The following is a 22,348-nucleotide window of genomic DNA, read 5'->3' as shown; positions in this document are numbered from 1 at the left end:
AGTTTCAACTTTCTAGATCGCTGAAACCAATGGATGCGGGGGAACCAAATTTTTTCGATGAACATTCAATCCAAGGGGTGAATCCTTGTTAAGGTAGGGCTACTCAAAGGCCCGAATCCGTCAGCTAACCTCGTAAGCGTTAAATGAGAAGGAAGATGGAGCTTGTACTATTTGAAAATGATGTATCTACAGGTCTTAGGGCTTTAAAAATACTTATGATCAATACAACCTCCAAAACTCCCCATCATTACTTTTTATTGAATTAGAAAGCGTGATGAAACGATCGTGGGTAACACTATTTATTATGTTAGAGATATTTGAAAACGGATTCAACACCACTTATCTACTAACATGATGCCATGATTACTAAGTAAAAACGGAGGAAACCAATATGACTACTCAGCAAAGAAAAAAAGGCATCTTTTATGGATGGTGGATTGTAGTGGCATGCGTCATAATTATGACGTTTTTGTATGCACCAATTATTAATTTAGTGTCACTTTATACTGTCCCTGTAACGGAAGATTTGGGAATTGGAAGAACTGAATTTATGACGTATTATACCGTTATGGCTTTAGTATCAATGATATTCTGTCCAATTGCAGGAAAAGTGATGAGGAAAATGGACATTCGTCTTTACTTGACGATATTTACAACGCTAGGCACCATTTCATATGTAGGGTTTTCATTTGCAACGACTGCGATGCACTTTTATTTATTCGCAGTGCTAATGGGGGCTTCATTAGCAGGAGCTGCTCTTATTCCTGCACCAGTATTAATTACAAATTGGTTTAACGAAAAGCGTGGATTATGTTTAGGTATTGCACTAGCAGGTAGTGGTCTTGGTGGTGTCATCCTTAGCCCTGTCCTAAACTGGCTTATTACAGACTATGGTTGGAGAAGTGCTTACCTCATTACGGGCATTGCAATGTTTGTGTTAATCGTACCTATGGCATTATTTGTTATTCGACTTAAACCTGCAGACAAAGGTCTTGTTCCGCTAGGTGAAATAAAAAATATAACGACTTCTTCACAAACAGTAGAAGGGCTTTCACAAAAGGATGCATTTAGATCTGTATCATTTTGGGCACTTTGTGCGGCAATTGTTGTCGGCGGTATTGTCGTGAATGGTATGATCATTAACCTCGCACCATATTTAAAGGATATCGGGGGCACACCTCAACACGCTGCAATATTACTTTCTTTAGGTTCAGCAATGGTCATCGTCGGAAAATTATTAGTCGGTCGCTTATACGATAAATTAGGTACCATCACAACATTACTAATTATTTGTGGTTCTGGTTTAGTAAGCTTTTTATTTTTGATGAGAGGCGACCTATTAATACCTGGTATCCTGTATACGATATTTACTGGATTTGGTGCGACGGCCGTTACAGTTACACCTGCTTACTTAACTTCATCACTATTTGGGGAAAAAGAATATAGCGCGAAATTCGGGATTGTCTCATTATTTTCATCACTAGGAGCTGCACTAACACCAATTGTTTCTGGAGCAATTTATAATATTAATCATTCCTATGGATTACTGTTAAATGTCTTAATTGTACTTTCAATCGTCTTATTTGGATTGTTTGTCATTGCCATTAAAACAAAACCTAAATTTAATACAACTTCAGATATGGAATATTCATTAGACTAGAGAGGTGTATTCATATGACTAAACATGAAACATTAATATTGGCGGAAAATTTTCAAGAAGAATTCATTCATCATCGCAGACATCTACACCAACATCCTGAGATTGGATTTGAACTACCGAATACAGTCGCATACGTTGAAAAAACATTACTTTCTTTGGGCTTAACACCTCAAAAAGTAGGACAAGCGGGGCTAGTTGTAACGATTGGAAATGGCAATGGGAAAACAATCTTACTAAGAGGCGATATGGACGCATTACCGATGGAAGAAAATACGGATTTACCGTTTAAATCAACAAATGGATTTGCACATACTTGCGGCCATGACATCCATACGACGTTCATGCTCGGCGCAGCAAAGCTTTTAAAAGAGAAAGAAAAAGAGATCAATGGTACTGTCAAAATTATGTTCCAGCCCGCCGAGGAAATTGGTCTTGGCGCAAAGGATATGATAGAAAATGGCTTACTCGAAAATCCAAAAGTTGATGCTGCCCTTGCCCTTCATGTCACGCCAGATTTAGAAGTAGGGAAATTTGGTTACAAACCGGGCATTGCCGCTTCATCATTAGATGGCTTCTCCCTAAAAGTGCAAGGTAAAGGCGGGCACAGTTCTGAGCCTCAAAATGCTATTGATCCTTTAATGATTGTCAATGCGATATACAATCAAATGAATACATTAGTCAGCAAAGAAATTGATCCTAAGGAAAGAGCCGTTCTCGTTATTGGTAAAATGGGTGGCGGCACAGTAGCAAATATAATTCCAGATACAGCACATTTAGAGGCTACACTACGCTCTTTCAAACCAGAAGTTAGGGATCATTTATTTAATAGAGTTCAAGAAATTATAGATGCGACAGTGAAAATGATGCGTGGAACATATGAATTAAAAACGATCTCTACCCCATCACTTTATAATAATGAAGCACTGTGCAAACAAGTCGTACCTTTTGTAAAAGAAATTTTAGGGGAAGACAATGTACAAATTGACGCTGAACCTTTAGCAGGCACGGAAGATTTCTCTTACATTAGCCAACAAGTTCCAACAATGTTTATGTGGGCTGGCTCTAACGGATTAGGTGACAACAACTACCCATTACACAACCCTAATATTATGTTAGACGAAGGTGTTATTCCATTAGGGGTAGCGGTCGTTGTGCATAGTGCTATTAGTTGGCTAAATCAAGCTTAGTCTTTCTAAAGTCCAGAAGGTAGAAGAACTTTTCTTCTACCTTCTTTTTTTTATCCTTATCTAAGCTTATATCATCTACTAATATTTAGCTTCTACAACAAATTTATCGGTATCAACATCCTCTTAAGTAAATGACATAGCAAAGCATGCTCTCTATTGTTTCATCTTTCATATAACGAACGCTACCTTTTCTTCAGTTCTATACAGGAATTTCCCAATCTCGGTTCACTGAAGTTCCTAAATATTCATCTGAGTAATTTGAAACTACTTCTTTTTGCGGGTATTTCTTCAAATACCACCGTTTCATTAGTACATAGTAAATGAAAACAGATAAAGGGAAACCAACGAAATACATGTAATCTATGAACACTATAGCGAGTACACTACTAATGAGCCATGCTAGCATACCTGCCAAGTTTACCCCACGATTGTATGTAAATTGCCCCTCCTGCGATGCCTTCTTAAAGTGGGCACGATATCCTTGGTAATTAATGTGTTGCGTTTCATAATTCTCCCCCCTGATTAAAACTTTATTCGCTTGGATGAAAAACAGCTTTATTTAAATCTCTTAAATAAGGTACTTCTCTTCGTTGTTGAATGACTCTTTGTAAATCGATTGTTGCTACAATGCATTCATCCTCCTGTACAGCTTCGGCTAGGACATTGCCTTGTGGATCAATAATTCTACTTTTCCCACCAAAATGTGTTGACTGTTTTTCACTTCCTGAACGATTGGCCGCAATAACAAAACAACCATTTTCGATAGCCCTCGCTCTACTCGCTATGTCCCACACGTAGTAACGCTTTTCGCCAAATGCTGAAGGATATACGAGAATATTAGCTCCTTGTAATGTTAAAATTCTTGCTCCCTCTGGAAATCCAATTTCATAGCAAATTTGTAAACCTATTTTCAAATCATCTTTATGGATAACTGACAGTGCATCTCCTCTAGTAAATCTAAGATTTTCTTGATCCCAAAGATGTGTTTTTCGATATTTGCCCAATATGCCATTTTTCGCTATGACAAAAGCGGTATCAAAAATTGTACCTTCGATTTCACCTCGTTCTAAAATACAGCCGATTATTGTAACATCGTGTTGAGTCGCAATACGCTGTAAATAGTCGGTCGTTTCCCCTGGTATCGTCTCAGCATATTGCCAATCTTGTTCTTCAACCCGATAACCCGTATTAAATAATTCAGGTAATACAATAAGTGTTGCCTGTTGTTCAAGCGCTTGTTCAATTAACATTTGCGCCCTTTGTAAATTGCCTGCTTTATTGCCTAGTTCACAATTCATTTGTATAGCTGCTACTACATGTTTCAAAGTCATCACTCCCCTTGCTTTAGTAAATTAATGACTGCCTATATCCACTACATACAATAGTCCTCCTTTCCTTTACAATTTTTCTTAGCAAAAATCGTGCCAACTTTTCAAGGTTTAAAATATTGTTAGAAACCCTCTTATACTGCCAATTTTTTAAAGGGAAAAATGAAAACTTTGTAGCGAAGTTATGCGTTTCGGCATAGTAGCAATGCAATTTAGTGTTTATACTAGTAGTATTTCTTGAATCGCCGGAAAAACTAATGTTATCGCCGATAAAATCATATAAATAGCTGGTAAAACCCGTGTTATCGCCGGTAGCATAACGTGTATCCTGCACTGTGCGGAAAGTGACTGACATAAGTAAAAGCATCAGGACAACAAAAAAAGTGTTAGATTGATTGCGGGGTCAGTCCCTGCAGTCAATCTAACACTTTTCCTCTAACTATAAAATTCATTCTATAAATTTCAAAAATCTGTTATTCCATATATTTTCATAAAAATCAATTGTCTCTTGCGCTGACATGAATGGGTTATGGATAGTAGAAGTAGCTTTACGTACCATAAAATTCTCGTACCCTAAGCCATGAGCAAATTTAATCGTAGCATCCATACAATATTCTGTTTGTGCACCACAAAATTCAATACGCTGTACAGCTATTTCATCTAAAATATTTTTTAAGTTCGTTTTGTAAAAGGAATTTGCATGTTCTTTTCTAACCAAGTAATCTTGCTTTTGCACATCTAGATTGACATGAATCGCCCAAAGTTCCTCTTCAGGTACTAGTTCTTCATCACAATGTTGAACAAAAATAATTGGTTTATGGTGTTCTCGATATAAAGCGATTCGATTATTTACTTTCGTGAGTAAATTTTGCAAATCAAATAAATGCTCATTACTGAAACACACGCCATTTTGTAAATCGATTACGATTAAAACATCTGCACTAGCCTTCATTATCTTTGCCTCCTCTATTATATAAAAATTTTATCATTTGAAGACGGTATAAAGATATAGCATGCCATTCAATTATTTATGTTACATTATAATATACATCAGTTAATTTTAATCAGAGGAGGAATTTACTTGAATTTCATTAAAATTAGCCTTACATGTCTTATCGTTTTCATATTTGTGTATAGCCTCATTAAAAATGATTTTTTATATAGTCCAATATCCTCGCTATTACTCGGCTGCTTATTAGCAAATGTAGGTTTAGAACAATTAAAAAAAAGAAGCAATTGGGGTTATTTATTTTCAGCAGTATCTTTGCTAGTAATCGTAGTAAGTATTTACTCATTTTAACCCCAACTACCAGTCATTTACTATTTCATAAAAAAAGAGAAAATACCTTGCTCTATGTAACGCTAGAGGTATTTTCTCTATATTTTTTACTCGAAGCTTTGTATCTGCAAATTAGGACAGCGTTTTCTTAATTCTGCAATGAACTCCGTTTTATTGTCTGGTGAAATCTTTATACTACTAAAGCTTATAGATTCCACACATAATTCAAGTCCTCGATCTGTTGGTGAAATTTTATAACCGGTGAATGCATCTGTTGTCGGAGAAACCTTTGTTATATTTAGATAAGGAATTCGACGTTTGAATGGTCCACCTTTAATACATAAATACTCTTTATAGAAAACATATTGTATCGAAGTGCCGTACCACCAAACAAAACCTCCAGCAACAAGAAAGAGAACAGCAATCAGCAGTAAAATTGCAAACGGTAATTGTTTATACAAAGGAAGCAATGGGATTGACCCCATAATGACAACGACTAAAAATATACCGATTAACAAAAACATGTTTACCTTTGTGCGAAAAACCATTCGTCCATCACCCTTTCTTACATACTTACATTATAAGCAACAATCCATAAAATTGTAATTATTTTCAAAGATGCACTTTGTAATCGAGTCTGAACTACGCTTTTTTATCGAATATTATATTTAGCAATTTTTCTACTAATAGTAGATTGATTCACTTCTAATAATCTTGCCATTTCCACAGTTGTTTTACATGTTTCAAATGCCATTTGCAATAATTCTTTTTCTGCAAATTCTACACACTCTTTTAAGGGCATAATTTCTTTTACGAGTACAGACTTGCTCTTCTTAGTTTCATTCAGCGCAATTGCGAGTGTTTCGCTTGTCAAATCATCTGAGTCGCTCATAACATAACATCGTTCAACTACATTTTGTAATTCTCTAATATTACCAGGCCACTCATACTCGGTTAACTTTTCGGTAAAGGTTGAATTGAATGCTTTGGATGTATGGTATTTGTTATTTAATGAAGTTAAAAAATGCGTCGCTAAAGAAAGTATATCTTCCTTGCGTTCACGTAACGGGGGTAAATGAATTGGAATGACATTTAAACGGTAATATAAATCTTGTCTAAACTTTCCTATATCAACTTCTTCAGCAAGATCTCGATGTGTTGCTGCTATAAACCGCACATTGATATGGATTGCTTTAGTACTACCAATACGTTGTAGCGTTCTTTCTTGTATTACTCTAAGTAATTTTATTTGAAGTGAAAGAGGCATATCCCCAATTTCATCTAATAACAAAGTGCCGTTATTAGCAAGCTCTAGTAACCCTATTTTCCCCTCTCTATTTGCTCCAGTAAATGCACCTTTTTCATAGCCAAACAACTCAGATTCTAATAAGTTTTCGGGTATAGCACTACAATTGATTTTAATAAAAGGCTTATTTTTCCGATAGCTCATTTCATGAATAAAATTGGCAAAAACCTCTTTACCAACACCGGTTTCTCCTAAAATTAAGACGGTCGAATCTACTGCTGCTACACGTTTTGCAAGCTTAACTGCTGCCTCTAATTTTTTACTTTTATAAACGAGCGAACTCGAAGGGGTCTTCCTATCGTTGTGTAATTTTGACAGTTCACGTTGATATTCATTTATTAAACATTTCAACTGTTGTATTTCTTGTTGTAGGTTACTAATATCTGTAATATCCCTCGAAGCATTTACAACCCTTATTATTTCCCCCTGCTTATTTTTTATAGGGGTCCCTACTACTAATAACCTTTTGTTATTTTTGGTTAATTGGACCGTTGATATTTTCTTTTTATTTTCTAAAACTAGTCTTGTTATTGAAGGTTGGTATACCCCTTCCCTTTCCAACTCTAAAACATTTTTCCCAATCAGCTGTTCCTCACTTACACCCCATATATGCTTGCATGCTGCACTAACTCTTAATGTATTTCCTTTGTGATCAGATACATAAAGAACGTCGTAAGAAGATTCAAATATCGCTTTTAAATCCTCACTTTCTTCCTTATACCGTTCATAATCTTGTTGCAATGGCCATGACGAATTAATGGAAACTAATATGTAGTTTTTGCCTTTCTCACTTATTCTAGAGAAGAAAAATTGATATGCTTTGTCACCGCAACGAATACTTTTCATTAATGGAATGTCAGTGGCAAAAGCTTTTTTCAATAGCGGTGCTAATTTCCGATGATTAATAATTTCACGGTTAAGTTGAATGGCTTTTTGTGCTTTGGTATTTAGCATTTTAATAGAAAAATTTTCATCGTAAATAATTGATGCTAATGGTAGCTTTTCGATTGTTTCAGAAGAAATTTTAATATTTCCAAGCATAGTACCTCTCCATTCTTTAATTTTTTCAGCATTATAACATAAGCTTTATGCAATTGTGCATATTTTCTAAATTATTTAAAAAATTTATTACAAGAATCGTTTTTTTCGCTAGACTAATGATAAAAAATCATTAAAGGGATGGATGATAGATGCAACGAGAGATTTTAGTAGCATATGGTATTGACGTTGATGCAGTAGCAGGTTGGCTGGGGTCTTACGGGGGCGAAGATTCACCTGATGATATTTCACGTGGTTTATTTGCAGGTGAAGTCGGAACTCCTAGACTTTTAGATTTATTCGACAAACATAATATTAAAACAACTTGGTTTATTCCTGGTCATTCGATTGAAACGTTCCCAACTGAAATGAAAGATGTTTTTGAACGAGGTCATGAAATTGGCGCACACGGATATTCTCATGAAAATCCTATTGCGATGACACCGAAACAAGAAGAACAGGTTTTGCTCAAATCGATTCAACTTATTGAAGATTTGACAGGCGAAAAACCGACTGGCTATGTTGCGCCTTGGTGGGAGTTTTCCAATGTAACGAATGAATTATTAATTAAACATGGCATTAAATACGATCACAGTTTAATGCATAATGATTTTACACCTTACTATGTACGTGTCGGGGATAAATGGACAAAAATTGATTATAGCAAGCAAGCTGAAGAATGGATGAAGCCTTTAGAAAGAGGCGAAGAAACCGATTTAATTGAAATTCCAGCAAACTGGTATTTAGATGATTTACCTCCAATGATGTTTATTAAAAAATCTCCAAACAGTCATGGTTTTGTTAATCCTCGCGATATCGAACAAATGTGGAAAGACCAATTCGATTGGGTTTACGAAAATATGGATTATGCTGTATTTACGATGACAATCCATCCAGATGTCAGTGGTCGTCCTCAAGTATTACAAATGCATCATCGCCTTATAAAGTATATTAACTCCCATGAACATATTCGTTGGGTAACATTTAATGAAATTGCCAACGATTTCGCAAAACGTTATCCACGCACATAAGGGGGCATTCTATGTGTATTTTTTGTGGTGATTTCATAGCGAACGTACATTGGACAGAGTTTAAAGAAGATGCTACATCAGAAATTATTGTTGGTGACTTACAACGTTCTAGACAGCAATCGAGAATTGAGCGCGTTCAATTCATCAATAAAATTTTAGTTTTATATCAATTAAAACTTACTGAATGGAATGGCAGTAAATTTATTCTTAGCGATTTAAAAGGGAATACATCAATCGTCCATGATTTAGGGACTTTATGGGCTGAAGTAGAAAAGCTTAACGGCTACGCTATTGATCCACTGAGCGCGGACGTAATGGAAAAAATAATGATAGCGAATTGAGTGAAAGTATATGCCATCTAGAAAAAAAGCGATTACGATTTTAACTGGTAGCTTAGGTAGCGGTAAAACAACACTGCTTCAAAGCTTATTAACGCATCATCTACTAACTGAAAACATTGCGGTTATTGTCAATGAGTTTGGCAAAATCGGCTTAGATCATTATTTGCTAAGACAAGCAGAAGAAAAAACGACCTTACTACAAGGCGGTTGTATTTGTTGTCATGCGCGTGAAGATTTAGAGGAAGAACTAAAAAACTTGTTATTTAGTTCTGAACAGGATGGAATTGATTTTGATCGTGTTATTATCGAAACAACTGGCTTAGCTGACCCCGCTCCGATTTTATTTACCATCATGACAAATCCTCTTTTACAACATCGTTTTGTTGTTGATGGGATAATAACAACCGTTGATGCAAAAAATGGCGCTATGCAAATAAAAAATCATGAAGAAACAGTCAAGCAAATCTCGGCAGCTGATATCGTTGCGCTAACGAAAGTAGATATAGTAACGACAAAAGAACTTGATTTGATTTGTGCAGAAATAATAAGAATTAACCCAACATGTAAAATTGTTCATGTTGAAAATGGCAATGTGGAGCCCTCTATTTTAAATGTTGAAAGGAAAATATATAACAATTGTCTACCTAGCAACTATCAGCTACCTCCTCACATCAATACATCGCATATTCATTCAATTTCTTTTGCATTTTTGCAACCGTTAAATTGGAATAGTTTCGGTGTATGGCTTAGCTTATTGCTATATGCAAAAGGAGAAAAAATACTGCGCGTCAAAGGAATGCTAGATGTTGGTGAAGCAGGGCCTATCATCTTAAATGGTGTACAGCATATTATTCACCCTCCTATCCATTTAAGTGAATGGCCTGAAAATACACAGGTTTCACATATTGTCTTTATTATGAAAGATATCCCGCCTACGTTATTACACCAATCATTATTCTCCTTTCAAACATTTCTCGGTACGGAAATCAATTTACTGCATGTTCATTGCATTTAGGAAACATTGTCGAAAGCTTAATACGAATACGTGCTTAGATGAATCCATTCTTTCCTTTCATCTAAGCACGTTTTTTTATGCATTGCTTTAAAAGACCTTCCCTCTATATTCAATTGTTTCATCCATAAACTATCATTTAACATCCATATTTGCCCTCTATTTCTTATCTCTAATCTCCTCTAAACTTTCGATTACTCGACTGTTTTGTTTTTCAATATTTTTTAATCTTTTTTCTATAACAATAGAGGAAAAAACCTAATATAATCATTAATTCAAAAATTATACAATCAAAAGATGATATAATCAAACTTTGGTATACCGCTTCTACATATGAATGCACATATGCAGAGTAAACAACAACGAAAAAAGCAACCGGTTTACAAAACCAGCTGCTCCTTAAAAATTCCAATTATTTCTGGAATTTATTCATTTGAGTCATCATTTGGCGTACTTGCTTTTCAGACGGCGTACGACCCATTTGTGCCATCATCATTCGAATCATTTGTTCGTTAATTGGTGGGTTTTCTTTTAAATATTTCATCATAGCTTGACGTGCAAAATAGAAACCAAGTGCTGCGCCAGCTGCTAATGCGATAATTACAATAATAATCCAGCCCCATGTAGGCATACAACCAACCTCCTCCACTACAATATACCGAGAAAAAAACTCTCCACGCTCCATTATACACCAAATACTAGCGTGTTACTATATATTATAGTGAAAATTCCTAGTGCATTGTATACTTCATCGGCTTTAACCAACCACACTCATTATCTTGTTTATTAAAGGCAATAAAACGCTCACTCATTTTTGCTAGCATTTGAAATAAATCCAAATCAAGCATTCGCGACCCTTCACAATAGACACAGATTTTACGATCTACTAAATAAATTGCCATCTTCCCTTTGATTGGATGTTCTAAAAATAAAGCATTCCGCGCTCTTTCTAAATGAGCATATTTGGAATCTAGCTGTGCTTCTAGCATTGCAGCAATTTCATCGAAGCGGACAGTTTCACATATATACGCGAGTTCTTTTAAGGATTTCTCATTGGCATCTTCACAGCCCTGCATCATTTCTAATAACTTACGCTCTCTACCGAAAATAAACGTTAAATGCTCTTCTTTTATTTTATATATGGAATAGGTTCTCACCAGAAATCCCCCTTCGCTCAGTTTCTTTAACGTAAGTATAGCGGATTGGAACATGTTAATTTGTCAAACGAAGGAGGTAACCATCTTCTATTTTTGTCGAAAAGCTTCTAGTTTCAGCTTATCAAATAATGCTCAGCCTCAAGACCTAGATGAAAATCCATTTCCAGTCCGTTTTAGATGATCTTTCAAACAGGTAACATAAAGGTACAAACGAAAGGAGCTAAAACATATGAAAAAATTTCTTTTATTAACTGGAGGTATTATTGCAGCATGTGTTGCACTTGCATTAATCGGTCCAATTACAGGCTTATTATTTTCAGGTGTACTCGTTGCACTAGGTATGCACTTCTACATTGGGAGTAAATCGACATTTGCAAAAATCATTTGGTTTACAGTTGGTCTAATTGGTGTGCTTTCAGCTGTTTCTAATATTCCAGCAATGATTGGTCTTGCGGCAATCGCCATTATTTATGTTATCTACAAAAAATGGAATGGCGAAGACGTTAAAATCCCAAAAGTGGAAGCGAAAGAAGAAGATCCATTTACAAACTTTGAAAAAGAATGGTCAAATTTAACAAAATAAAAGGAGCGAATTAAAAATGAACTTATTCCAACGTTTTAGATACACAATTGAGGCTGATTTACATCAAGTATTTGATAAAAAGGAACAAAAAAATCCTATCGCCATGTTAAATCAATATATTCGCGAAGCAGAAAAGCAAACTGAGCAAACAGGCAAATTATTAGAACGTCAAGGCAAGCTAAAAGAAAAAATGGAACTTGAGCTAAAACAAAATGCCGAGTTACTAGCTAAACGTGAAGCGCAACTTCAATTAGCATTAGGTAGTGGCGAACAAGACTTAATCGATTTCGCATCTGACGAAGTAGCTGCTTATACAACTCGTAATCATACGTTGCAGTCAAGCATCGAGGCGAGCACACATGAATACTTTGAGCTAGAGCGTAAATTTGAAACAATGAAGCACAAAATTAAAGATATGAAAGTTCGTCAATTACAGTTAATGGGGAAAGAAAATGTCACACGTGCACACCATCAAATGGACGGCATGCTTGCCAACAACAACAAGGCGAATTTCGAAGATTTAGAATCTTATATCGATAAGCTTGCTTACCGTATCGACAAAGATCATGAAGTAACAACTTTTGAGGCACGTCTTGCAGCGCTTGAAAAAAATACAGCCGAAGCTACTTCACCCCTACTCATTGAAAAGAAATAACATGTTATAATGGAAAGAAATAAGGGATGCCTCAATTATTGAAGCATCCCATTTCTTTGAGTATAGGGGGATAAAAAGAGATAAAGGATAATGATCAATGAAAAAGAATAAACAAAGGAAACGGTTTAATCTATTGATTACTATATGTATTTTTGCTTTTCTTATACTTATGTTTCTGACAATCCTATTATTTAGTTATCGTTTTATCGCACAACAGCACATTCAACAAAAAAGTAATGCCTTAATCGACAATGGCGGCATTAGTGAGCTTAAAGAATTAAATGTAAATGGAGACAAACAGTTTCTATTAATTGAAGGTAAAAATAAAAACAAACCATTTTGTTTATTTTTACATGGTGGGCCGGGCTCGCCGTTCCCATATGGCGTCAGCGCTCGAACATTGTATCCGGAAATAACCGATCATTGTGTTGCTGTGTATTATGATCAAAGAGGTTCAGGTAAAAGTTTTAATAAAGATTTATCTATTTCTACAATGAACCTTAGTCAATTCACAGATGATGCGAATGTTATCGTTGATTATATTAGAGAAACTTATCATCAAGAAAAAATATTTGTCATTGGTCAATCATTTGGTACAGTAATTGGAACTCAATTAGTAGCCAACTATCCAAAAAAAATTTACGCCTATATGGGCATAGCTCAATTAACAAATAGTAGTAAAGGGCAAGAACTTGGTTATAATTGGTTACAGGGTGAAGCCATTGCGAATGATGATAAAAAGACACTTCAAGTATTAGAGTCTTTAGGAAAAGGGCCGTATTTTGCAGACGAGGAAGATCAATTTAGCGATCTTATCAATCAATATAAAGGCATGAATTATTATGATGATACAATAAAAAAAGTGAATGTCATTGATTTAATAAAAGGGGCGTTTACCTCCCCTGATTACTCACTACAGGATTTATATAAAGCTTTTATATCAGGTCCACAATTTAGCCTTATAAAAAGCACCGAGCTAAAAAAAGAAATCATTGAAACGAATTTTTTTGAGTCTATAAAGCGTATTGATGTCCCTGTATATTTTATTCAAGGTAAATACGATAAACAGACTAATTATGAATTAGCACAACAATATTATGAATTAGTAGATGCACCAAACGGTAAACAATTTATTACATTAGAGCACTCTGCCCATTATCCAAATGCACTGGATGCTGCTATAATACCAAACGCCATTAAAACGATGGTAGAAGCTCATTACTAGGAAACTGAAATTCCACGGAAATAAATTTAGTAGAAAGAAGGGTGACCCTCTTGCAAAACTTTACAACAAATAAACTTACATTTTGGGTACTATGCTTCTTTTTACTCGTTTTTGTAGAGCTCACAATTTTTAATAATGGTGGCGCTTTTTGTTTAATAATTGGGGCTGTATTGCTCTATTTAAGCTTTTCGAAAAATATACGATTTTTAAAATGGACTGGAATTTTCTTTATCGCCATCTCCCTCTTTACGATGTGGAGTTTGCGCCTATTTATCGTTATCTTGCTCTTATACATGCTCTATCAATACTTACAACGAGAAAATGAACCGAAAATCGTTACATTAGAATTCGAAAAGCTTCCGGCAAATAAAAATGAACTATTTGGTACGATACCTGCACCTGTTGATGCCTATAAATGGCAAGATGTGCAAATCCAACGTCTTGCTGGTGACATTACGATTGATACAACCCAAACGATTTTACCTGCTGGCCCAAGTCTAGTTACAATCCGACAAGGAATTGGCAAAGTGCAAATTTATGTCCCTTATGAAATTCCATTTCGATTACATTACACGACGTTATTTGGAGAATTTACATGTTTGCAAGGTAGTACTCAACGACTGCTGAATGAAAGTATTGTGTTCTCAGATGGCAACCATGAAGATGCAAAGCGTACCCTCGTTATACACGTTGCTACATGGCTAGGAGATTTGGAGGTGCTACGTAAATGATTGCATTTCTTTCAAGAGTATTTACTTTATTTTTCATATTAATTGGTGCAGCATTCGGCCTTCTCTTTGCTGTCTGGGGCGAACCAAATGAAAAAGTTTGGCAACCTTTATGGCAACAAAATTATGATAATATGCCGCTAGGTGGCGTGATTTTAATAAGTCTGTTTGCTCTTAGTTTCATCATTTCATGCTGGATTAGTATGACAGCTCGAGCGCGAGAGGCACAAGCTACTCGCTTTGTGAAGGAATTAATCGAGCCAGATTTCGTCCTTCCTAAAAAACAGGCATTACCGAAACCATTGAAAAAAGCACTTGTTCAAACGAGCGAGCTAATCGATACACAACGGAAAAGTTTACAGCGACTTTCCAATGAACGTGCGGAAGCGAATGATAAAGTCATCCAAGAGCGCATTATTGCCGAACGTCAACGTCTTGCACGTGAACTGCATGACTCCGTTTCACAGCAACTATTTGCCGCTTCCATGTTACTTTCTGCGCTGACAGAAAGCCATGAAAATGCTAAAAGCTTAAAGCAAGTAGAAAAAATTGTACAGCAGGCACAGCTGGAAATGCGGGCATTATTATTACATTTACGTCCTGTTGCCCTGCACAATAAAACACTCGCCCAAGGCTTAGAGGAATTAATTATCGAGCTTCAACAAAAAGTATATTTTCATATTGAATATGAGCTAGAAGAAATGTCTTTATCGAAGGCAGAAGAAGATCATTTGTTCCGCATTGCGCAGGAAGCTTTATCAAATACATTGCGACATTCTAAAGCAACTGAGGTCGAACTATTGCTTGTTGCCCGAGATGGTTTAGCGATTTTACGTATTCAAGATAATGGCCTCGGCTTTGATGTGGAGGCTGATAAATCGACTTCCTATGGACTACAAAATATCGCCGAGCGAGCGGTGGAAATTGGCTGTACGTATAAAATTGTTTCTGTACCTGGAGAAGGTACGATTGTAGAGGTAAAAGTTCCCCTACAGAAGGAGGTTGTTGAAGTTGATCCAAGTATTAATAGTGGATGACCACGAGATGGTCCGAATTGGCGTATCTGCCTACTTGTCTGCACAGCCCGATATTACCGTTGTTGGTGAAGCGGAAAATGGTGCAGAGGCTGTAGAACGTGCCCTCGCCCTTCGCCCACATATTATTTTAATGGACAATGTCATGCCTGTCATGACAGGAGCGGAAGCGACTGCCAAAATATTAGAAGCCTGGCCAGAAGCGAAAATCATGATGGTCACAAGCTTTTTAGATGATGACAAAGTTTATCCGGCTTTAGAGGCTGGCGCGGTTAGCTATATTTTAAAAACATCCAACGCTAAGCAAATTGCTGACGCCATCCGCAAAACAATCGGTGGGGAAACCGTTTTGGAGCCAGAAGTCACATCTAAAATGATGCACCGTATGCGCTACGGTTCGAACACACCACTTTATGAACAATTAACTGACCGTGAAATGGAAGTTCTTTTATTAATGGCAAAAGGCAAAGCCAACCAAGAAATTGCTGATGACTTATACATCGCATTAAAAACCGTGAAAACCCATGTTAGCAATATTTTAGCCAAATTAGATGTCCAAGATCGTACACAAGCGGTGGTCTACGCCTTCCAAAATGGGTTGGCAAAGTAATATTTTATTAGAGTCACCCAGTTATTGGCGGTAGGTGCTGTTTTTGTGGCGATTTGAGTGCTTATAGTGGCGATTCGCCATGCTTTAGTGGCGATTGTTCTTGATTTAGTGGCGATTCATCAGCTTCTATCAGCAATCCAAGCACTTTAATCAGGAAGGGATAACTGAACATTTGATTCAGCTATCCTTTTTTCTACATATAATTTAGAACAATACATCCCGGACAACTTGTGCAATCAATAGAAGGAAGATTGCAGGCAATGTAATTTGAAGCCATTTCACCTTAATATATTGCACCATTTTCATTCCTAAGTGCGATCCCAAAATCGAACCAATAATTTTTGTTTGCCTTTTAAATCAGGAGGTACAGAAGAAACTCCAGCCCAAAGATTAGGTATATCAGACAAAGTATATGGTTGGAATGATTTAATTTACAAACGTTAGACTATACATTAAGCTGTTTCTCAATAAGGTTAGTCCTAGTTAGATTAAATACGGCTGTTTTCACATAAATTGTTGTTGTTAATACATAAAGACCAAGTTAAACCTACACTTTTTGTAGATTAACTTGGTCTTTAATTTGGCTCTTTTTGTATAGATAGTAGTACTTCAACTGAGCAGGTTAGTTGGAATTCATTAGTAGAATCTAAAAAAACAATTTCAAAATTTTTTTATTTGGAAAGTTGTTTTGTAGGAGTATCAATATAGCTTTTCAGTAAAATGGATATTAAACTTAATATTAAGAATAATAAACCACTTAATACGATATATTGAGTACCCATTCCTGATATAAATAATCCACTTACTGTTGTACCGATTGTTATCCCTAGATTACCACACGATAAAAATAATCCATTACCGAATTCAGGAGCTTTTGGAGTTGCAGAAGTTATCCAATATTGACTAATATTATTTCCTATAGCAAATAATATACCCCAGAACAATATCGTTATCATCATAGGTCCAGTGGACTTTCCTGTTAGGAACGATAACATATAAACTATGCCTAATACAATTGGATAAAATATTACAGTTTTAAATGCGTTTTTAGTAAGCAACTTTCCGCCTGCGAGATTTCCAATAAGACTTGCTAAGCCTAATAATAATAATGCCAAACTTAAAGTTTTTCCCGAGATATTTGTAATGGTTTGAAGGTATTCTGCAATAAAACTATTTACGCTCGAAGTTGCAGAACCTATAAATATGACAGTAGCAATCGCTAACCAAGTAATCGGTTTTTTTAATACGCTTATTTGAGCTCCATAAGAAAGCCTTTCCTTAACAGGCATAGATGGTATAAATAACATTGTAGCTAAGAATGCCATAATGTTAACAATCGTAAAGAGTAAAAACGCCATTTCTATGGTTGTATTACTAGCAATATAGTTGGTGATTGGCACACCTAGTACCATACCTCCTGTCACTCCCATCATTACTTTAGAAACAGCCTTTCGAGATTCTTCCTGGCTAACCGAGGTAGCAGCTATAGTCAAAGCTAATGAACAATAAATCGGATGAAAAAACGCTGGAATCGTACGAGCAATTAATAAGATGGTAAAGTCTGATGTTAACATTGAGATTATGTTCCCCAGAACAAAAATTCCAAGTACAAGTAACATTACCTTCTTACGATTTATACCTGAAAACAATAACGGTAAAATAGGACCTGATATTGCAACAGCAAGTGCAAAGAGACTCACTAGTAGCCCTGCTTTGGATACACTGATCTGAAAGTGTTCCGCAATTAAAGGTAATATCCCAATTACCCCCATTTCGGTAGTTAAAATACCGAAAACTCCGACAGTCAATATAAAGATAAGCAAATTATTATTTTTATCCATAGAGTTTTATCTCCAATCTACATTACAATAAATTTATGCACATTGATGTATTATGTGACACACGTGTATTATTATATATATACAGGTTGTTTACAATTATCAAATGAATAGGAATTGTATATTAGTGCACACATCGTTAAAAATTGTGAATTATTTTATAGGAAGTTTGGTGATCTTCATAATGTCAAAAGTGGATAGAAGAATACTTAAATCTCAAGAAGCTATAAAAAAAGCTGTTATTGAATTGATGTCTGAAAAAAAATTTGATGACATTACGATACAAGATATTTCTAATAGGGCAAACGTTAGTAGAAGAACCATCTATCTTCATTACACGGATAAGTATGATTTATTAGATAAGCTCATTGAGGAACATATTAATTCTCTACGGGAAATCTGCGAACAGGAAGATGAAACGGATTCTAAAAACGGAAGTAAAACTTGGTTTGATTATTTTGAAAGTAATTATTTGTTTTTTTCCTCTATGTTAGCCAGTAAAGGGGCCCATTTCTTTCGAAATCGGTTCTTCGAGTTTGTCATCGAAGATATTAAGAATGAAAGGAATGAATGGAATATAACGGAGGGTAAAAATAGAAGTTTAAATGAAGATATTATTCTTCAGTTTATGGGAGCAGCTTATGTAGGGACAGTGGAATGGTGGTTTATGAATGAAATGCCCTACCCTCCCAAAGTGATGGAGGAACAAATAGGGATATTATTTGAGAGAAATTTATAGGTACCTGCATTTTTGTAGATCAACTCTCTCCTTAATTTCACCAGTGGCTATTTTCCAAGTGATATCAATAAAAAATAGAGTCTGAATTAGCTTTCTAATTCAGACTCTAAATATGTGTTTATTTTAAGTTTCACCCCAAAAGTACACCACTATATACGTGATGTACTTTTTCGTCCTTAAGAGATACTAGTTGATTGAAGCGGAGGACGGCAACTCCTGCGGGAACGCACAAAACGTAAGACGCAACAGACCGCGCGTTAGCGAGGGTTGCGGCTTACGATGTGCCCGCGGAAAGTGCCCGCCCGTAGCGGAAATCAACGGCAAACAAAAAGTACACCACTATTTACGCGGTGTACTTTTCGTTTACTTAAAGAGTAACGTTACTTTATCTTGTAATAATTTTATAGCGCTTTAACTTTCGCTACAACATTTTCTACTGTGAAACCGTATTTTTCCATAACTAGTTCACCTGGTGCAGAAGCGCCGAACTTGTCGATAGCAAGAACGTCTCCTTCAAAGCCAGTGTATTTATGCCAACCGAATGATGCACCCATTTCGATTGCAAGACGTTTTGTCACAGCTTTCGGAAGAACTGATTCTTTATATGCTGCATCTTGTTTTTCGAAGCGATCCATTGATGGCATTGACACGACTGCTACATCCATACCTTCAGCTTTTAACGCTTTTTGTGCTTCCACTGCAAGTGAAACTTCTGAACCTGTTGCAATTAAAATGGCATCTGCCACTTCTTTAGAAGCAGGTGATACAGTGTAAGCTCCTTTTGTAACACCTTCGCGAACTGTTTCAATTGATGCGTCAAGCACTGGTAAGTTTTGACGAGATAATACTAAAACAGTTGGTGTTTTTTCAGAAGATACAGCAAGCTCCCATGCAACTGCAGATTCATTCGCATCTGCTGGACGAACAACAGAAAGATTTGGCATTGCACGTAATGAAGCTAAATGTTCGATTGGTTCATGTGTTGGACCATCTTCCCCTACAGCAATTGAGTCATGTGTGAATACATATGTCACAGGAAGACCCATTAATGCAGAAAGACGTACAGCAGGACGAACGTAATCTGAGAATACGAAGAATGTACCACCAAAGACGTTTAGACCACCGTGAAGAGCCATACCGTTCATTGCTGCGCCCATTGCAAATTCACGCACACCGAACCAAATATTGCGGCCAGCATAATCGTCTGCTGAGAAGTCGCCTGCGCCCTTCATTGACGTTTTGTTTGAGCCTGCAAGGTCAGCTGAACCACCGAAGAATGATGGAGTTTTCTTTGCAATTGCATTAATAGCGTCACCTGAAGAAGAACGTGTTGCTACAGATTTACCTGCTTCATATACTGGTAATTCTGCTGCAAAATCTTCTGGTAGCTTACCATTCATAGCATTTTCGAATTGAGCTGCTAATTCTGGGAACTCAGCTTTGTATGCTTCAAATTTCGTATTCCAAGCTGCTTCTGATTGTGCACCTTGCACTTCAGCAGCTGCATTGAACGTATCATATACTTCAGCAGGAATTTGGAATGGTTCATGTGCCCATTCATACGCTGCTTTTGTTAATACAACTTCATCAGTACCTAGTGGAGCACCGTGAGAATCAGATTTACCTGACTTATTTGGAGAACCGAAACCAATTACTGTTTTCACTTCAACAAGTGTTGGCTTGCCAGTAGATTTTTTCGCTTCCTCGATTGCTTTGTTAACAGCGTCTATATCTGTGCCGTCAGCAACTTTTAAATAGTTCCAGCCATATGAATCAAAGCGTTTTTGAACGTTTTCAGAGAATGATTTTTCCAAATCACCATCTAATGAAATATCATTTGAATCGTATAATACGATTAATTTTTCAAGTTTTAAGTGACCAGCTAATGAAATCGCTTCAGCTGCAACACCTTCCATTAAGTCGCCATCGCCGCAAAGCGCAAATGTATAGTGATCGACAATATCATGTCCTGGTTTATTATAAGTAGCAGCTAAATGACGCTCTGCCATTGCCATACCAACTGACATAGCAATACCTTGTCCAAGAGGACCTGTAGTTGCCTCTACCCCAACAGTATGACCGTATTCTGGATGTCCTGGTGTTAATGAATCCCATTGACGGAAGTTTTGAATTTCTTCCATTGGAAGGCCGTAACCTCCAAGGTGAAGTAGGCTATATAAAAGCATAGAGCCGTGACCTGCTGAAAGTACGAAACGATCGCGGTTATACCACTTTGGATTAGCCGGATTGTGGCGAAGTTGTTTTGTCCAAAGCGTATAAGCCATTGGCGCTGCCCCCATCGGTAAGCCTGGGTGACCTGAATTTGCTTTTTCAATTGCATCAATTGACAATGTTCGGATAGCATTAATCGCTAGTTGATCCGCATGTTGAGTCATTATGTTGTGACATCCTTTCTCGTCCTATATATTGTTCTACTACAGTTTAGTCAACATTGTCCTAGAAAACAATGCTTTTGTTATACTATTTGAGATTTATGTCATACTTTATCATCATTTTGTAACTTGCCATTTAAAATGTAAGAACTGAAAGATGAATATTATCCAGCTATAACAATAGAAAATTCAAACGTTCTAGTACTGGATTAATTGTGACATATTAATTTAAAAATTTATTTTTTTTCGCTTGTTTTACCTTCTCAGGTGTAACGTCATTACCTTCTTCATCGACAACTTTAACATTTTCAATCGTATCGCGCATTGACGCTCTAAATGTATCTAAATATTCTTTGCGAAGAGAAGTACGTTCTTTCGCTTCTTCCTCTGTTAAATTGCCCGCTTTCGCTTTTGCAGCTAATTCGTTAATTCGATTAATTTTTTCTTTTGATAACATTGTTACACACCTTTCAATACCTTTATCACTTCAGTATGCAAAGTATAGCATGGTTTCCCTTAAAATGCAGTTATACCAACCCTTAAAAACACTTCTTAGCCATAATTTACATGACTTCCAGATGTTAGTCGTGTATAACTAATTATACAAGGAAAAAATTTATACTTTATTGGAGGAAATAAGGTGAATATCACAACACAACGATTACATATCCGAAAATTTGAAGCACAAGATTTGCAAGCTGTTTATAGTTATATGTCCGATAAATCGGTGATGCACTATATGCCAGAAGGTGTTTTAACTGTAGAACAGGTACAAAAATTTATAACAGATAATAGCGGTGAGCAAGCACAACATTTTGCTATTGTTTTACAAGATCAGCAACAAGTCATTGGTCATCTAGTTTTCCATCCCTACTTTGGCGAACATACATATGAAATTGGATGGGTGTTGAACCCAGCATATTATCGTCAAGGCTATGCTTCAGAAGCAGCGCACGCCCTATTAGATTATGGGTTTACCAAAATGAAGCTTCATAGAATTATCGCTACATGCCAGCCTGAAAATATTGCCTCCTACCGAGTGATGGAAAAAATCGGTATGCAACGTGAAGGATTTTTTAAAAAATGTATACCATATGGTAACGATTGGTGGGATGAATACTATTACGCTATTTTGCAAGAAGAATGGGTAGCTTTAACATGAAATTAATCTTGCCCTTCTACCTACTTGGACAGTTTATTTTCC

The 22,348-nt window shown here is 36.3% G+C and carries 23 protein-coding genes and 1 riboswitch; of the genes, 14 read left to right on the top strand and 9 right to left on the bottom strand.

Annotated features, from left to right (window positions below):
* Positions 1–8 precede the first annotated feature (8 nt).
* Positions 9–155, top strand: a riboswitch (cyclic di-AMP (ydaO/yuaA leader).
* 236 nt (positions 156–391) lie between these two features.
* Together ACQKNX_RS00290 and ACQKNX_RS00285 are read left to right on the top strand one after the other, a co-directional pair.
* Positions 392–1,660: an MFS transporter gene (locus ACQKNX_RS00290; RefSeq protein WP_427427046.1), complete on the top strand. Its 1,269-nt coding sequence runs from the start codon at positions 392–394 to the stop codon at positions 1,658–1,660.
* A gap of 14 nt (positions 1,661–1,674) precedes the next feature.
* The gene (locus ACQKNX_RS00285; protein WP_427427045.1) at positions 1,675–2,847 is read left to right on the top strand and encodes a M20 metallopeptidase family protein; all 1,173 of its coding nucleotides are present in this window, start codon (positions 1,675–1,677) and stop codon (positions 2,845–2,847) included.
* Between the two features lie 530 nt (positions 2,848–3,377).
* Here ACQKNX_RS00285 and ACQKNX_RS00280 read toward each other — a convergent pair.
* Positions 3,378–4,178 carry a carbon-nitrogen hydrolase family protein gene (locus ACQKNX_RS00280; protein WP_427427044.1) on the bottom strand — a complete coding sequence of 267 codons (801 nt, stop codon included), beginning with the start codon at positions 4,176–4,178 and terminating at the stop codon, positions 3,378–3,380.
* A 445-nt stretch (positions 4,179–4,623) separates the two neighbouring features.
* Entirely contained in the window at positions 4,624–5,127 is a 504-nt protein-coding gene (locus ACQKNX_RS00275; RefSeq protein WP_427427043.1) for a cysteine hydrolase family protein, read from the bottom strand.
* Between the two features lie 129 nt (positions 5,128–5,256).
* Between ACQKNX_RS00275 and ACQKNX_RS00270 the strand changes: the two genes are divergently transcribed.
* Positions 5,257–5,475 (top strand): hypothetical protein, encoded by a 219-nt coding sequence (locus ACQKNX_RS00270; RefSeq protein WP_427427042.1) that lies wholly within the window; start codon positions 5,257–5,259, stop codon positions 5,473–5,475.
* An 86-nt stretch (positions 5,476–5,561) separates the two neighbouring features.
* Here the strand turns inward: ACQKNX_RS00270 and ACQKNX_RS00265 are convergent, their stop codons facing one another.
* Positions 5,562–6,002, bottom strand: a complete 441-nt coding sequence (locus tag ACQKNX_RS00265) for a PH domain-containing protein (RefSeq protein ID WP_427427041.1) — start codon at positions 6,000–6,002, stop codon at positions 5,562–5,564.
* Positions 6,003–6,106: 104 nt separating this feature from the next.
* Positions 6,107–7,801, bottom strand: coding sequence for a sigma-54 interaction domain-containing protein (locus ACQKNX_RS00260; protein WP_427427040.1), 1,695 nt, complete (start codon positions 7,799–7,801; stop codon positions 6,107–6,109).
* 149 nt (positions 7,802–7,950) lie between these two features.
* On the opposite strand from ACQKNX_RS00260, the gene ACQKNX_RS00255 reads away from it, so the two are divergent.
* Genes ACQKNX_RS00255 through ACQKNX_RS00245 form a run of 3 tightly spaced genes read left to right on the top strand, consistent with a single transcriptional unit; the run spans position 7,951 to position 10,185 of the window.
* The gene (locus ACQKNX_RS00255; protein WP_427427039.1) at positions 7,951–8,829 is read left to right on the top strand and encodes a polysaccharide deacetylase family protein; all 879 of its coding nucleotides are present in this window, start codon (positions 7,951–7,953) and stop codon (positions 8,827–8,829) included.
* Between the two features lie 11 nt (positions 8,830–8,840).
* Positions 8,841–9,170, top strand: a complete 330-nt coding sequence (locus tag ACQKNX_RS00250) for a hypothetical protein (protein ID WP_427427038.1) — start codon at positions 8,841–8,843, stop codon at positions 9,168–9,170.
* Positions 9,171–9,180: 10 nt separating this feature from the next.
* Positions 9,181–10,185: a CobW family GTP-binding protein gene (locus ACQKNX_RS00245; RefSeq protein WP_427427037.1), complete on the top strand. Its 1,005-nt coding sequence runs from the start codon at positions 9,181–9,183 to the stop codon at positions 10,183–10,185.
* Positions 10,186–10,594: 409 nt separating this feature from the next.
* Here ACQKNX_RS00245 and ACQKNX_RS00240 read toward each other — a convergent pair whose 3' ends face one another.
* Positions 10,595–10,813, bottom strand: a complete 219-nt coding sequence (locus ACQKNX_RS00240) for a YneF family protein (protein WP_024361518.1) — start codon at positions 10,811–10,813, stop codon at positions 10,595–10,597.
* Positions 10,814–10,913: 100 nt separating this feature from the next.
* A complete protein-coding gene (gene sirA, locus ACQKNX_RS00235) occupies positions 10,914–11,339 on the bottom strand; it encodes a sporulation inhibitor of replication protein SirA (protein ID WP_173478238.1) in 426 nt (141 codons plus the stop codon).
* Between the two features lie 229 nt (positions 11,340–11,568).
* Between sirA and ACQKNX_RS00230 the strand changes: the two genes are divergently transcribed.
* From ACQKNX_RS00230 to ACQKNX_RS00205, 6 genes are all read left to right on the top strand, one after another.
* On the top strand, positions 11,569–11,922 hold the full coding sequence (locus tag ACQKNX_RS00230; protein WP_427427036.1) for an ABC transporter permease: 354 nt from the start codon (positions 11,569–11,571) through the stop codon (positions 11,920–11,922).
* A 16-nt stretch (positions 11,923–11,938) separates the two neighbouring features.
* Positions 11,939–12,577, top strand: a complete 639-nt coding sequence (locus tag ACQKNX_RS00225) for a PspA/IM30 family protein (RefSeq protein ID WP_427427035.1) — start codon at positions 11,939–11,941, stop codon at positions 12,575–12,577.
* 97 nt (positions 12,578–12,674) lie between these two features.
* A complete protein-coding gene (locus ACQKNX_RS00220; protein WP_427427034.1) occupies positions 12,675–13,802 on the top strand; it encodes an alpha/beta fold hydrolase in 1,128 nt (375 codons plus the stop codon).
* A gap of 50 nt (positions 13,803–13,852) precedes the next feature.
* Positions 13,853–14,533 carry a cell wall-active antibiotics response protein LiaF gene (gene liaF, locus ACQKNX_RS00215; RefSeq protein WP_427427033.1) on the top strand — a complete coding sequence of 227 codons (681 nt, stop codon included), beginning with the start codon at positions 13,853–13,855 and terminating at the stop codon, positions 14,531–14,533.
* Positions 14,530–15,567: a sensor histidine kinase gene (locus tag ACQKNX_RS00210; protein WP_427427032.1), complete on the top strand. Its 1,038-nt coding sequence runs from the start codon at positions 14,530–14,532 to the stop codon at positions 15,565–15,567. The genes liaF and ACQKNX_RS00210 overlap by 4 nt, the downstream gene beginning before the upstream one ends.
* On the top strand, positions 15,542–16,174 hold the full coding sequence (locus tag ACQKNX_RS00205) for a response regulator (protein WP_427427031.1): 633 nt from the start codon (positions 15,542–15,544) through the stop codon (positions 16,172–16,174). Before ACQKNX_RS00210 ends, ACQKNX_RS00205 begins: the two co-directional genes overlap by 26 nt.
* 671 nt (positions 16,175–16,845) lie before the next feature.
* Here ACQKNX_RS00205 and ACQKNX_RS00200 read toward each other — a convergent pair.
* Positions 16,846–18,015 carry an MFS transporter gene (locus tag ACQKNX_RS00200; protein ID WP_427427030.1) on the bottom strand — a complete coding sequence of 390 codons (1,170 nt, stop codon included), beginning with the start codon at positions 18,013–18,015 and terminating at the stop codon, positions 16,846–16,848.
* A 181-nt stretch (positions 18,016–18,196) separates the two neighbouring features.
* Here ACQKNX_RS00200 and ACQKNX_RS00195 point away from each other — a divergent pair, with 181 nt between their 5' ends.
* Positions 18,197–18,751, top strand: a complete 555-nt coding sequence (locus ACQKNX_RS00195; RefSeq protein ID WP_427427029.1) for a TetR/AcrR family transcriptional regulator — start codon at positions 18,197–18,199, stop codon at positions 18,749–18,751.
* Between the two features lie 401 nt (positions 18,752–19,152).
* Here the strand turns inward: ACQKNX_RS00195 and tkt are convergent, their stop codons facing one another.
* Both tkt and ACQKNX_RS00185 read right to left on the bottom strand, forming a co-directional pair.
* Entirely contained in the window at positions 19,153–21,147 is a 1,995-nt protein-coding gene (gene tkt, locus ACQKNX_RS00190) for a transketolase (protein WP_427427028.1), read from the bottom strand.
* A 220-nt stretch (positions 21,148–21,367) separates the two neighbouring features.
* Positions 21,368–21,601: a DUF896 domain-containing protein gene (locus tag ACQKNX_RS00185; protein WP_340825578.1), complete on the bottom strand. Its 234-nt coding sequence runs from the start codon at positions 21,599–21,601 to the stop codon at positions 21,368–21,370.
* 183 nt (positions 21,602–21,784) lie between these two features.
* Here ACQKNX_RS00185 and ACQKNX_RS00180 point away from each other — a divergent pair, with 183 nt between their 5' ends.
* Positions 21,785–22,306, top strand: a complete 522-nt coding sequence (locus ACQKNX_RS00180) for a GNAT family N-acetyltransferase (protein WP_427427027.1) — start codon at positions 21,785–21,787, stop codon at positions 22,304–22,306.
* Positions 22,307–22,348 lie beyond the last annotated feature (42 nt).

Source organism: Lysinibacillus sp. NPDC093712 (assembly GCF_050280025.1).
GTDB lineage: Bacteria > Bacillota > Bacilli > Bacillales_A > Planococcaceae > Lysinibacillus.
The sequence above is the reverse complement of the archived record's forward strand: the minus strand, read 5'-3'. Positions and strand labels throughout refer to the sequence as shown.